At 70.0% G+C, this 12,997-nt stretch carries 12 protein-coding genes; 7 read left to right on the plus strand and 5 right to left on the minus strand.

Annotated features, from left to right (window positions below; all coding sequences use genetic code 11):
* Positions 1-83: 83 nt before the first annotated feature.
* Positions 84-3,332, minus strand: a complete 3,249-nt coding sequence (locus tag AB0F17_RS56920) for a DUF4153 domain-containing protein (protein ID WP_358042704.1) — start codon at positions 3,330-3,332, stop codon at positions 84-86.
* On the minus strand, positions 3,329-4,012 hold the full coding sequence (locus AB0F17_RS56925) for a response regulator transcription factor (RefSeq protein ID WP_358042707.1): 684 nt from the start codon (positions 4,010-4,012) through the stop codon (positions 3,329-3,331). The genes AB0F17_RS56920 and AB0F17_RS56925 overlap by 4 nt, the downstream gene beginning before the upstream one ends.
* Before the next feature lie 72 nt (positions 4,013-4,084).
* Here AB0F17_RS56925 and AB0F17_RS56930 point away from each other — a divergent pair, with 72 nt between their 5' ends.
* From AB0F17_RS56930 to AB0F17_RS56940, 3 genes are all read left to right on the plus strand, one after another.
* Positions 4,085-4,942 carry an arylamine N-acetyltransferase gene (locus AB0F17_RS56930; RefSeq protein WP_358042710.1) on the plus strand — a complete coding sequence of 286 codons (858 nt, stop codon included), beginning with the start codon at positions 4,085-4,087 and terminating at the stop codon, positions 4,940-4,942.
* 43 nt (positions 4,943-4,985) lie between these two features.
* The gene (locus tag AB0F17_RS56935; protein WP_358042713.1) at positions 4,986-6,089 is read left to right on the plus strand and encodes a protein kinase; all 1,104 of its coding nucleotides are present in this window, start codon (positions 4,986-4,988) and stop codon (positions 6,087-6,089) included.
* Between the two features lie 101 nt (positions 6,090-6,190).
* A complete protein-coding gene (locus AB0F17_RS56940; protein ID WP_214633695.1) occupies positions 6,191-6,385 on the plus strand; it encodes a hypothetical protein in 195 nt (64 codons plus the stop codon).
* 40 nt (positions 6,386-6,425) lie between these two features.
* Here AB0F17_RS56940 and AB0F17_RS56945 read toward each other — a convergent pair whose 3' ends face one another.
* Both AB0F17_RS56945 and AB0F17_RS56950 read right to left on the minus strand, forming a co-directional pair.
* Positions 6,426-6,737 carry a DUF3817 domain-containing protein gene (locus AB0F17_RS56945; RefSeq protein ID WP_358042717.1) on the minus strand — a complete coding sequence of 104 codons (312 nt, stop codon included), beginning with the start codon at positions 6,735-6,737 and terminating at the stop codon, positions 6,426-6,428.
* 2 nt (positions 6,738-6,739) lie between these two features.
* The gene (locus AB0F17_RS56950; RefSeq protein WP_358042720.1) at positions 6,740-7,525 is read right to left on the minus strand and encodes an SURF1 family protein; all 786 of its coding nucleotides are present in this window, start codon (positions 7,523-7,525) and stop codon (positions 6,740-6,742) included.
* A gap of 105 nt (positions 7,526-7,630) precedes the next feature.
* On the opposite strand from AB0F17_RS56950, the gene AB0F17_RS56955 reads away from it, so the two are divergent.
* Together AB0F17_RS56955 and AB0F17_RS56960 are read left to right on the plus strand one after the other, a co-directional pair.
* On the plus strand, positions 7,631-7,801 hold the full coding sequence (locus AB0F17_RS56955; protein ID WP_214633692.1) for a hypothetical protein: 171 nt from the start codon (positions 7,631-7,633) through the stop codon (positions 7,799-7,801).
* Positions 7,802-7,962: 161 nt separating this feature from the next.
* Entirely contained in the window at positions 7,963-9,417 is a 1,455-nt protein-coding gene (locus AB0F17_RS56960; RefSeq protein ID WP_358042723.1) for an NAD(P)/FAD-dependent oxidoreductase, read from the plus strand.
* On the opposite strand, the gene ggt is transcribed toward AB0F17_RS56960, so the two are convergent.
* A complete protein-coding gene (gene ggt, locus AB0F17_RS56965; RefSeq protein WP_358042725.1) occupies positions 9,414-11,144 on the minus strand; it encodes a gamma-glutamyltransferase in 1,731 nt (576 codons plus the stop codon). The genes AB0F17_RS56960 and ggt overlap by 4 nt on opposite strands.
* 93 nt (positions 11,145-11,237) lie before the next feature.
* Here ggt and AB0F17_RS56970 point away from each other — a divergent pair, with 93 nt between their 5' ends.
* A complete protein-coding gene (locus AB0F17_RS56970; protein WP_358042728.1) occupies positions 11,238-12,350 on the plus strand; it encodes a sensor histidine kinase in 1,113 nt (370 codons plus the stop codon).
* The gene (locus AB0F17_RS56975) at positions 12,347-12,994 is read left to right on the plus strand and encodes a response regulator transcription factor (protein ID WP_214633688.1); all 648 of its coding nucleotides are present in this window, start codon (positions 12,347-12,349) and stop codon (positions 12,992-12,994) included. Before AB0F17_RS56970 ends, AB0F17_RS56975 begins: the two co-directional genes overlap by 4 nt.
* The last annotated feature ends 3 nt before the right edge of the window (positions 12,995-12,997 follow it).

Consider the following 12,997-nt stretch of genomic DNA (forward strand, 5'->3'; position numbering starts at 1 on the left):
CGGTGACACGACAGCCGACCACCATCAAGGCGACCGACCGGGCGCGTCCGGCCAACCAAGTGACCAGCCAGGCGGCGGACCCCTCAGTCGCTTCGGTTTGTCGGGCGGTCGCAGCCGGTGGGCGTGGCGGTGACCGGTCGTTTGGCGAGAAGTTCGCGGGCCTGGGATCTGGCCAGGTTCCAGCCGTTCCAGGCGTCGGGCCGGTTCAGGCCGTTGGCGGCGACCACGTCGGCCAGTACGCAGCTGCGTTGCGGTTCGGGGAGCCGGTCCAGGGCCGGTACGGCCTCCGCGCCGAGGTCGCCCAGGTAGTCGGCGTCCAGCTTGGCCACGCCGCGTACCTCGACCTGCGTCTGGGCCACCTGGAGATCCGGGTTGACGATCGCGAACGCGCCCAGCCCGAGCCCGGTGACCAGCACGATCGTGCGTGGCAGCCAGCCGGTGCCGCGGCCGAGCAGACGTACCGCGCCCGCCAGCATGACCAGCGCGAACAGGGCGCCCAGCCACCAGACCGTGGCCTGCACGGACAGGCGCAGCCGCGACAGGCCGTACGCGTCGGTGTAGAGGTCCATGCGGTGCAGCGCGGAGGCCAGCACGACCGTCGTGAGGGCGCAGAGGACGCCGAGCTGCCCGGCCAGCAGCCAGCGTTCGCGCCGCTCGGTCCGGAGCAGCCCGCCCGCGACGGCGACGATGCCCAGCACGAACAGGCTGACGATGACGAGCTGGAAGAAGCCCTGCCTGGCGTACTCGGCGTAGGTGAGGCCGACGGTCTTCAGCACCAAGGCGTTGCCGCCGAACAGCGCGGTGATCTGGACCGCCACGAACGCCGCGAACAGCAGGTTCACCGCGGTCAGCGGCACCAGCCAGATACTCCTGGTCACAGCGAACTTGACCTCGGGCCCGACCGGGTCCACCACGGGCCGCAGCGCGACCAGGACCAGGGCGGCGAGCAGTACGGCTCCGACCACGAACATGAAGATCCGCAGCGGCACCGACTCGACCCAGTCCGGGGTCGTGGTCAGGCGTTCCAGATAAGTGGCGAACACCGCGTCGGCCGAGGCGAACAGCAGGCCGAACACCAGCAGCAACACCGCCGTGATGCCCAGCGCGGCGAGCATGGGCAGGATGCGCCGCTTGGCGGTCAGCCTCTTCAGCGGCTTGGCCAGGAACCACGGCACCGGCCCCAGCGCGAGCAGCACCGACGTGCCGCCCCTGATCACGCCCAGCCAGCCGAACCCGGCGCCGGAGACGGCCAGCGCCAGCAGCCCGCACCCGGCGAGGAACAGGATCGCCACCAGCCAGTCGGCGTCCCGCACGGCGGCCATCGCGATCAGCCAGTAGGCGGTCAGGCCGAACACCACCGTCCACGGCGTGATCCGCCGCAGCACCGCGGGCAGCGCCGCGGCGCCCAGCACCATCGCGACCAGCACGACGCCCAGCCCCATCTGCGCGTCCGGCAACGCCACGGCCGAGAACACACCGGCCCCCGCCGCCGCCGGCAGCAGCCAGCGCGGTGTCTCAGGCAGGTCGGGGCGTGGGAACAGCGGCGGCGGGACGTACGGCGGTGGCGGCGGCCCGTGAAGAACCTGCGGGCCGGGCTGCCCCTGGAATGCCGGTCCCTGGGAGGGCTGCCCTACGTACGGCTGGCCCGGCGGGCGGCCCTGAGCGGGCTGGTACGGCAGGGCACCGGCAGGTCGTCGCCCGGTGCCCGCCCCCAGAGACACCCCGATGGCCCCGATGAGCGCGGTGACCAGCACGAGCGTGATGAGCGCGGCCGTATCACTGCTCACGGCCACGCTGACGAACACGGCGGCGAACAGCCCGATCAGGAACCCGAGGAGCAGGCCGACGACTCCCCCTACGACCATCCGCGCGAGCCGCCGCCCATCGGCCATCGGCGCGGGCTCCGTGACCGCCTGCATCGGCGCCGCCGAAGCGGCCAACGGGGCCACAGCGACCGGCTGCCCCGAGGACGTCGGCTGACCCAGCCCGACCTGCTGCCCTGAGGACACCGGCTCCCCCACAGCAACCGGCTGCGCCGCAGCGACCGGATGAGCTGAAGACGGCGACTGCGCCAAAGACGGTGGCTGCACCAAGGACGGCGGCTGCGCCAAGGAGTCCGGCTGAGCCGGCGAGGCCGGGGACACCGGCCGGGCAGACAGCGGGGCCTCCCCTTCCTCTTCAACGCGCGAGGCCTCCACCCCGCCGCCCGACGCCACAAGATCGGGCCGGCCGTCGAGCACGTCATCACCCCCGACACCCGCCGCGACAGGACCGGGACCGGCCGGCACCCGTTCGCCCGCCCCCGCGGGCTGCTCAGGTTCTAACGGCGTATCCGCCATAGTCGTCCTCCCTGGTAGATCGACGATCATGCAACACCCCGCGCAGTCGCCGATACTGATCGAACCGCCGTGCAGTTCGACGATCTCTTTCACGATCGCCAGCCCCAGCCCGGCACCCCCCGCGTCCGTCGTCCGCCCGGTGTCCAGCCGGGAGAAGCGCTCGAACACCCGCCCGTGAGCCGAGGCGGGAATCCCCGGCCCCTGGTCGGCGATGGCGATGCGGACCCCGTCACCGTCGGGAGCGGCCGTCACGGAGACCGAGCCACCGAGCGGGCTGTGGCGTACCGCGTTGTCGAGCAGGTTCGCCAGGACCTGGGCCAGCAGGTCGGGGTCGGCGCGGACGACGAGGTCGGCGGGGACCGAAGGGGCGAGCCGGACGTCCTCGCGCGCCAGTGCGGCCTCGCGCACGGCCTGCTCCAGCAGCGGGGCGAGTTCGACCGCGTCGGGTTCGATGAGGCGGACGCCCGAATCGAGCCGTGACAGGTCGAGAAGCTGCGCGACGAGCCGGCCGAGCCGTTCGGTCTGGGCGAGCGCGGTCTTCATCGTGACCGGGTCGGCCGGGGAGACGCCGTCCACGACGTTCTCCAGGACGGCGCGCAGGCCGGTGATCGGGGTGCGGAGCTCGTGGCTGACGTTCGCGACGAGCTCGCGCCGTTGCCGGTCGACCTCGCCGAGGTCGGCCGCCATCGCGTTGAACGCCCTGGCCAGCTCCCCGACCTCGTCGCGTGAGGTGGCGCGGACCCGCAGCGTGTAGCGGCCCTTGGCGATGGTCTGGGCGGCCCTGGCCATCTGGCGCAGCGGCTTGGTCATGCCCATGGCGAGCACCTGCACCATGATCAGGGCGAGGACCAGCGCGACCGCGATCCTGATGCCCCGGGAGAGGCCGGAGTTGATGCCGACCTCGTTGACCACGAAGGCGGTGCCGACGGCCAGTACGATCACCAGGCCGAGCTTGACCTTGATCCGGCCGAGGAAGTCGAGCGGCTGCCTCATCGGCGCACCAGGGCATAGCCCACGCCGTGCACCGTGCGCACGACGCCGGAGCCGAGCTTGCGGCGTAACGCCCGTACGTGGCTGTCGACGGTTCTGGTCGCGGCGGCCTCGGAGAAGCCCCACACGTCGGACAGCAGCCGGTCGCGCTCGAAGACCTGGCCGGGCCGCTCGGCCAGGCGGCGCAACAGGTCGAACTCGGTCCTGGTGAGCTGCGCCTCGGCCCCGCGCACGAACACCCGGCGGGCCGCGGTGTCGATCTCCACCTCGCCCACCCTGATCACCGTGTCCTCCGAAGCGAGCTGGACGGCCCGCTCGACCCTGCGCAGCAGCGCGTGGATCCTGGCCACCAGCTCGCGCATGCTGAACGGCTTGGCCAGGTAGTCGTCCGCGCCCACGCCGAGCCCGACCAGGACGTCGGTCTCCTCGCCGAGCGCGGTCAGCATGAGTACCGGCACCGGCCGGGCCAACTGCATCCGGCGGCACACCTCCAGCCCGTCGAGTCCCGGCAGCAGCCGGTCCAGGATCACCAGATCGGGTTCCGCCCTGCCGTACTCGACCAGGGCTGTCTCCCCGTCACCGGCCACCCGGACCTCGAAACCCTCTGCCGCCAGCCTGTTGCGTACCGCCAAGGCGATGGTCCCGTCGTCCTCGACCAGGAGAATGCGTCGCTGCTCTGCCACGGACGAAAGCCTAGAAGGGTGCTGTGCAGACAGCACTCCCCAATGTGTGCACATCCGGTGCAGACTTGGCCGGTGAACACCGCCGGATACCTACGCCGCCTCGGGCTTCCCGACCTGCTGGACGCCCCGCCCACGGCCGAGAACCTGCGCCGGCTGCACGTCGCGCACATCGAGCGGGTCCCTTACGAGGCGCTGGAGATCTGGCTCGGCCGCCCCACCACGGTCGATCCCGCCGAGTCGGCCGAGCGGATCATCCGTGGCCGCGGCGGCTACTGCTACCACCTGAACGGCGCGTTCTCCCTGCTGCTCAAGGAGCTCGGCTACGCCGTGACCAGGCACGTGGGCGGTGTGCAGGGCCGCAACGGCGGCGCGCCCGGCATCACCGCCAACCACCTGGTGCTCACCGTGCGCGGGCTGCCGTCGGCGGACAATCCGGGCGGCGAGTGGCTGGCCGACCTGGGGCTGGGCGACGCGCTGCACGAGCCGCTCCCGCTGGTCGCGGGCGTCTACCGGCAGGGCCCTTTCTCGTACGGGCTGCGGCATTCGGAGGTCGCGCCGGGAGGCTGGCGGCTCGACCATGACCCGAGCGGCTCGTTCCTGGGCATGGACTTCGACCCCGCCCCGACCGACATGTCGGCCTTTACCGCGATGCATCAGCACCTGTCGACGTCGCCGGAGTCGGGTTTCGTGCGGGTCGCGACGGTCGCCCGGCGGGATGCCTCCGGTGTCGACCTCGTCCGCGGGCTCGCGCTGTCGCGCCTGGGCAACGGCGCTCATTCCGTCACCCTGCACACGGCTCGCGACTACTACTCCGCGTTGTCCGACGTGTTCGGATTGCAGTTGGATGACGTGCGCGAAGAGGAGAAAGACGCCCTGTTCGGGAAGGTTTCTGACGCTCACGAGAAGTGGCTTGCGGGAACCGAGGCATAGCCATGGCTTTGGTCTGATCCGTAGCGCTATCGTGCACCTCGGGATGGGAGAGACCAGGAAGCTCGCCGGTCGCTACCGGCTGCTGAACCCCTTGGGCTCGGGTTCGGTACGTCTGGCGTTCGACGAGGTAGAACATCGTGACGTCGCGGTCAGAGAGCTACGCGTGCCCGCCGAGTTACGCGGGGCCGCGCTGCAGGACGCGCAGCGGGCCGCGGGGCTTCGGCATGCCTCCGTCGTGCCGGTTCTCGACGTGGTGGAGGAGGACGGCGAGCCGTGGCTGATCATGGAGTTCGTCTCCGGCACCTCGCTGGAGAAGACCGTGGACACGCGGCACCCCTTGCCTGTGCAGCAGGCCGCCAGAGTGGGCGTGTGCCTGCTGTCGGCGTTGCGGACCGCGCACGACACAGGGATCATCCACGGACGGGTCAATCCGGGCAACGTGCTGCTCACCTCGACGGGCCGGGCCGTGCTCACCGGGTTCGGGCTGCCGGGGCTCGGCATGCGGCCGTCCGCCGACATGTGGTCGATGGCCGCGACACTGCACTTCGCCGTCGAGGGCCGGCCGCCGGGGCGGGCGCCCGCGGAGAGCACCGACGCGTTCCGGTGGCTGGTCCGGGCCATGCTGGATCCCGCCGGACCGCCGCCGGTCGAGATGGTGGCCGAGACGCTCGACCGGCTGGCCGTGACGCAGACGCTCGGCCACGTCCTGGCCACGGGCACGCCGCTGCCTCCGGCCCGGGTGGCCGAGATCGGGCTGGCCGTCCTCGACCAGCTCGCCGAACTGCACTCCCGGGGAGCCCATCACGGCGGCGTACAGCCGGGCAACGTCCTGATCGACGCGGACGGCCGGGCCACACTGGCCACGACACCTCTGCCCGCGCCGATGTCGCTCACCCCCGTGATGCCGGCGACGATCGCGGCCTACACGGCACCCGAGCGGGTGCCCGGACCGGCGGCTGATCTGTGGTCGCTGGGCGCCACGCTGTTCGCGGCCGTCGAGGGGCATCCGCCTGTGCCCGGCGCCCCGCTGTCCAGGGCGGGCGCGCTTGCGCCGGTGCTGTTCCGGCTGCTGTCGGGGTTCCCCGCGCACCGGCCGGGGCCGGACGCGCTCCGCAAGGACCTGCAAGCCGTCGCCGACCTGTTTTGAGATACATCGCGATTGGAACCACCAGGATGGCCCATGCGTTGGACACACGACGCACAATGGGAGAGGCGGGGCACGCGCTCCGCGTTCGGAGGAAGTTGAGGATGTCACCAGTCCAGAAGTACGCCATAGGCGCAGGCGCCGCGGTCCTGCTCTCGCTGATCTTCTTCGGGCCCGGCTTTATCACCATGCTGGTCGTCCTCGGCGTGGTCGCCGCCCCGGTAGTCGGTTACCTGATGCTCGACCCGTCGCAGCGCGAGCGGCTCAAGCGAGCCCGCAGACGCGGTATCGGCAACTGAGCAGAACCGAACCTGGTTGGGCCGGGTACGCGGCGGGGCCTCAGGCCGCCGCCGCGGCCAGGGCCGTGTGCACCCGGCTCGTCACCCGGCGTTCGATGTAGAACGACAGGAACGGCACCGTGCCGCCGACCATGATGCCCAGCATGTACGGCCAGTTCCAGCGCGCCTTCATGCCCAGGTTCATGACCGTGACCAGGTAGATCATGTAGAGGAACCCGTGGATGGGCGCCACGATCTTCGATATGCCCACGATGCCGAAGCCATAGCGGAGCACCATGGCCACGCAGAGCACGAGCAGCATCACGCCGACGATGTAGGCGAGCACCCGGAAGGGCTTCAGAGCCGATTCCACCGTTAACCTTCCAGAATCATTTCGGGGGACTTGCCACGGTCCCGATCACGATCCGCTCGTACGGCATCGCGTACGAAGTGGAACCACATGAACACGGCGAACCCAGCGAAGATCCACCAGTTGGCGGCATAAGCGAGGTTACGCCAGGTCAGCTCGCCACCGACGACCGGTGGCTGGACCTTCACCTGGACCAGCGAGCCCGAGGGCGGCTGGGCGACGACATACCCGTTGCGGACCTTCTGCCCGCTCCACAGGTTGATCAGCTCACCCGTGGACACCGTCTGCACCTGCCCCGCGGGCAACTGCTCGGTGCGGCGCTGCACGCTGTCGGTGCTCTGCTGCGGGCGCAGCCGTCCGGTCACCGCGACCTTGCCGCCGGGCACGGCCACCGCCGGGTCACCGGCTTTGGCCGCCCAGCCGCGTACGACGGGCATCAGCGTGCCGTCGTCGAGACGGAGCGGCGTGAGCACCCAGTAGCCCTCGCCGCGCGAGACGTTGCCACCCGGCGCGTCGACGTCCGGCAGGCGGTCGGCGACGAGCAACTGGCGCGACGCGTCGTAGACGCCCGCCGCCGAGACCTTGCGGCCCACGACGGTCCCCGTCAACTGCGCGCCCACCTGTGACAGCGTGGCGACGCCGACCGGAGCGGGATCGGTGACCGCGTGCGGCTTGCCCGAATCCTGGAACACGCCGAGCTGCCAGCGCCCGAGCAGGATGAAGGCGATGAGGACCCCGATCGTCAGCAGGTGCAACCCCACCACGCGTGGTGAGAACAGGGTCCGGAGCATGCTTCAAAGCTATCCGCCCACCAGGCCGGTCCCCTAATCAGCCCACGTCCACAGATCACACCAAAAGCCGCAAACACACCAGACGATCACGCTAAGCTGCTGGGCATGTCTGACCAGCATATCGACCCTGCCGGCAATACTCAGCAGTTCCGCGCGTTCGCGCAGCGGTCCGAGCAGGAGGCGGCGCCCAGCAAGAAGTCGCCCCTTCTCCCGATCATCGCGGTGATCGCCGTCGTCGTGATCATCGGCGTGGCCGCCTTCCTGATCCTGCGCTGACCCGCGCACTCCAGAGCGCCGACGGCAACTCGCTCTCGGCGCTTTTCGTGCGCCTTGGGGCCGGATAACATACCGACCAGTCGGTGTAATACGAGTCACTCTGGACGTACCTCCAAATCTCTCACTACATTGGACATTGCGTCTAATAATGCGGAGGAGCAGTGGACGAGCCAGGGATAGTGATCATCGGCGCCGGGTTCGCCGGGATCGGCATGGCGATCAAGCTCAAGGCCGCCGGACACCACGACTTCGTGATCCTGGAGAAGGCCGCCGACCTGGGCGGCACCTGGCGCGACAACACCTATCCCGGCTGCGCGTGTGACGTGCCGTCGCCCCTGTACTCCTACTCGTTCGACCTCAATCCCGGCTGGTCGCGGCTGTTCTCCCCGCAGGAGGAGATCTGGGACTACATGCGGGCGTGCGGTGAGAAGTACGGCATCACCCCGCACATCCGGTACGGCACGCAGGTCGTCTCGCTCGAGTACGACGACATCGACCGCCGGTGGACGGTGACCACGGACGACGGCGAGACCCTGCGCACGAATGCCGTCGTGTCGGGCATCGGCGCCCTGCACATCCCGTCGTTCCCCGAAATTTCGGGACGTGAGGCTTTTGCCGGGCCAGCCTTCCACTCCGCCGAGTGGGACCACTCGGTCGACCTGACCGGCAAGCGCGTCGCGGTCATCGGCACCGGAGCCTCGGCCATCCAGTTCGTGCCGCGGATCGCGGACCGCGTGGCGCGGCTCACCGTGTTCCAGCGCACCCCGCCCTGGATCCACCCCAAGCCGGACGTCGCCTTCTCACCCCGGACACGGCGGCTCATGAAGCTGCCGGGCGCCGCCAGGACGGTACGCACCGCCCTCTACTGGCTGCTGGAGACCAGGGCGCTGGGCTTCACCGTCGACCCGAAGCTGATGAAGGCGCACGAGAAGGTGGCGCTCAAGCACCTGGAGAGCCAGATCCCCGACCCGGAGCTGCGCGAGAGGCTGACCCCCGGCTACACGATCGGCTGCAAGCGCACCCTGCTGTCCAGCGACTACTATCCGGCGCTGACCCGGCCGAACGTCGCGCTGGTCACCGACGACATCACCGAGATCAGGGAGCACTCGATCGTCGACGCCGCCGGGGTGGAGCACGAGGTCGACGTGATCATCTACGGCACCGGGTTCAAGGTCACCGAGGCGCTCCAGCGGCAGCGGATCGTCGGCCGCAAGGGGCTCAAGATCCAGGACGCCTGGCAGGACGGCATCGAGACCTACTTCGGCATCTCCACCGCCGGGTTCCCGAACCTGTTCTTCCTCCTCGGCCCGAACACCGGCCTCGGCCACAACTCGGTCGTCTTCATGATCGAGTCACAGGTGCGGTACGTCATCGACTGCCTCCGGCTGCTCTCCAAGACCCAGGCCAGGGCCATCGACGTCAAGCCGGGACGGCAGCGGGAGTTCAACCGGCGGCTGCGGGAACGGCTCGACCCGCTGGTGTGGAACGCGGGCGGCTGCACGTCCTGGTATCTGGACGAGCACGGCGTGAACCGGACGATCTGGCCGGGCTTCACCTTCGAGTACTGGGCGCGTACCCGCAAGATGAAGCCCGGCGCGTACGAACTGATCTACTAGCCGGGCCGCACCACCAGAGCGCTGCCGCCACCCCTCCTGACCGGCTCGGCGACCGCCTGCACCTTGCCCCGGCCCAGGAACTCCAGCGCGGTGGCCGCGCCGATCTCCGTGGTCGGCGCGAGCTTGTGCCCGCGCGCCTCGAGTTCGGTCCGGTACTTGTCGAGGAAGGCCTGCTCGGCCAGCGTCTGCTCGGTGTTGCGCTGCGTGGCCCGCGGCGCGGCGACCGCCTCGGGCAGGCTCATCCCGAACTCGTAGCGGTTGACCAGGATCTGCAGCACGGTCGTGATGATCGTCGAGCCGCCCGGCGACCCGGCCGCCAGCACCGGCCTGCCGTGGTCGAACACCAGCGTGGGCGCCATCGACGAGCGCGGGCGCTTGCCGGGGGCCGGCAGGTTCGGGTCACCGGGGGCGGGGCCGAAGGTGAAGTCCGTGAGCTCGTTGTTCAGCAGCACTCCGCGCCCCGGGACCACGATGCCGTTGCCGCCGGTCGACTCGATCGTCAGGTTGTAGGCGACCACGTTGCCCCACCGGTCGGTGATGGTCATGTGGGTCGTCTCGGGGCCTTCGTCGGTGGTCGCCGTGGCCGTGCCCGCCGGGGTGGCGCACGCCTCATAGCCGCCGTCGGGAACGCCGGGCGCGGCCGGGTGGGCCATCGCCTTGTCACCGATCAGGCAGGCGCGCTCCTTGGCGAAGCCGTCGGACAGCAGTTCCTTGAGCGGCACGTTCGGGATGTCGCCGACGTACTTGTTGCGGTCGGCGAAGGCCAGGCGGGACGCCTCCAGATACTCGTGCAGGCCCACGCCCGGCAGGGACTCCAGGATGTTGAGCGCCTCCCCCACGGTCGAACCGCCGGAGGACGGGGGTGCCATGCCGTACACCTGCATGCCGTTGTAGTCCACGCGCGTGGGCTCGCGCTGGAGCACGCGGTAGGCGCGCAGGTCGGACAGCTCCATCAGGCCCGGCCGCACGTTGCGGGTGGCGCCGGGGGTGACGGGCGGCTGCTTGACCGTGGCGACGACCTCCCGGCCGAGCTGCCCGTCGTACAGCCAGTCGATTCCGCGTCTGCCCAGCTCGCGGTAGGTGGCGGCGAGTTCGGGGTTCTTGAAGACGGAGCCGACGGGCGGCGGCGCGCCGCCCGGGAGGTAGAGCTTGGCGGTGGAGGTGATGTCCTTGAAGCGGGCGGCGTTCGCGGCGGTCTGGTCATAGAAGGTCTGGTCGACGACGAAGCCCTTGGACGCCACCTCGATGGCCGGCTGGAGCGCCTGCTTCAGCGAGAGCGTGCCGTACCTGCGCAGGGCCAGGTCCCACTGCGCGAGCGTGCCGGGGATGCCGGCCGACAGGCCGCTGGTGACGCCCTCGTCGAACGGGATGCCTTCCAGGGTGGTGGCGGTCATGGCCTGCGGGGCGGTCTCGCGGCCGTCCAGCGTGACCACCTTCCGGCTGTGGGCGTCGTAGTAGACCATGAAGCCGCCGCCGGCCAGGCCCGCGGAGTAGGGCTCGGTCACGCCGAGCACCGCACCCGCGGCGACGGCCGCGTCGATGGCGTTGCCGCCCTGCTTGAGTACGGCGATGGCGGCCTTGCTGGCGTCGAAGTCCACCGTGGCGGCCGCGCCGCCGTACCCCTCGGCTACGGGGGCCTTCTGCGGCGGCGTGGGTGTGGCGGCCAGCGCTGGGGTGGACACCAGCGAGAGGAGGACTGCTGCTGCGGGAACGATCACTCGGCGCATGTGTCCACGATGGCCCAGGTACGCCCATCGCGGTAGGGCCCCCTGCGGCTGGCGGATGATGTGCGGGTCAGGCAGGTGGCCTAGCGTTGGGGGGTGCGCAAGAAGCCGGGGAACGACGTCTATGTCGCGTTGATCGTCGCGGTGGTCCAGGTGGTGCTGTCGCAGGGGGCGGCCTGGGGGCAGCGGGATTTCAGGGAGCCTTTGGACTCACTGGCGTACGTGTTGCTGCTGGTGGGGCCGGTGGCGATACTGACCCGCCGGCAATTTCCCGTTCCCTCGGCTGTTGCCACGCTTTTGGCGACATATGCGTATGTAGTGGGCGGTTACCCGTATGGGCCGGTTTTTCTGGCGCCGGTGTTCATGCTCGGGTCGCTCGTCCTGGGCGGGCGACGGCTGATCGCGTGGATCCTCTCGGGGGTCACCCTCACTGTTTTCCTGATTTATGCCTCCTTAGGGGTCAATGGCGACCTCTGGGTCTTCCACACGCTGGCGATCACCGCGTTCATCCTGCTGTTCATGGTGATCGCCGAGCTGGTCAGGATCCGGCAGGAGCGGCGCGCCGAGCACCAGCGGGTCGTCGAGGAGGAGTCCAGGCGGCAGGCCAGCGAGGAGCGGCTGACGATGGCGCAGGAGCTGCACGACGTACTCGCGCACAACATCTCGCTGATCCACGTCCAGGCGTCCACCGCCCTGCACCTCATGGACGACCAGCCCGAGCAGGCACGTACCGCCCTGACCACCATCAAGTCCGCCTCCAAGGAGGTTCTCGGCGAGATGCGCTCCGTCCTGAACATCCTGCGCGAAGGCGCCCCCCGCTCCCCCACAGCCGGCCTGGACCGCCTCGACGAGCTCGTGACCCGCTCCGGCCTGGACGTGACACTCAAACACGTCGGCTCCCGGCCCCTACCGCCGCAACTCGAACGCGCCGCGTACCGGATCATCCAGGAAGCCCTCACGAACGCCGCCCGCCACGCGCCCGGCTCCCGGGTGACGGTCCGGCTCGAGTACGGCACGAGCGAACTGGGCGTTTTGATCGCGGACACCGGCGCGACGAAACCGGCCGTACTGGCCGAAGCAGGCAGCGGCAACGGCATCCCCGGCATGCGCGAACGCGCCTCAGCCCTCGGCGGCACCCTGACCGCCGGCCCGGTCGGCAACGGCTTCCAGGTCGAGGCCAAACTACCTTTCCCCGAGGAGACCTCGTGATCAAGCTCCTGCTCGCCGACGACCAGGCCTTGGTACGGGCAGGCTTCAAGGCCCTGCTCGACGCCCAGCCCGACATGACGGTCGTCGCGGAGGCCGCCGACGGCGCCGAGGCGGTGCGCCTCTCGCGCGAGCACGCGCCGGACGTGGTGCTCATGGACATCCGCATGCCCGGCACCGACGGCCTGGCCGCCACCCGCCAGATGCCACCGGGCCCGCGCGTCATCATCCTGACCACCTTCGAGCTGGACGAGTACGTCTTCGAGGCCCTGCGCGGCGGCGCCAGCGGCTTCCTCGTCAAGGACACCGAACCGGCCGAACTCATCCAGGCGGTCCGCGTGGTCGCGGCCGGCGAAGCCCTCCTGTCCCCCAGCGTCACCCGCCGCCTGATCGCCGAGTACGCCACCCGCGCCAAGGAACCCTCCGCCACCAACCACCTGGACCAACTGACGGACCGCGAACGCGAGGTGCTGTCACTGGTGGGCACCGGCAAGACCAACGACGAGATCGCCGCGAACCTCTTCATGTCCCCCGCGACGGCAAAAACCCACGTAAGCCGGGCAATGATGAAACTCCACGCCCGAGACCGCGCCCAACTCGTCGTCATCGCCTATGAATCCGGCCTGGTGAAACCCGGCTGGCTCTGAACC

The sequence above is a fragment of the Nonomuraea sp. NPDC026600 genome, from assembly GCF_040638335.1.
GTDB lineage: Bacteria > Actinomycetota > Actinomycetes > Streptosporangiales > Streptosporangiaceae > Nonomuraea.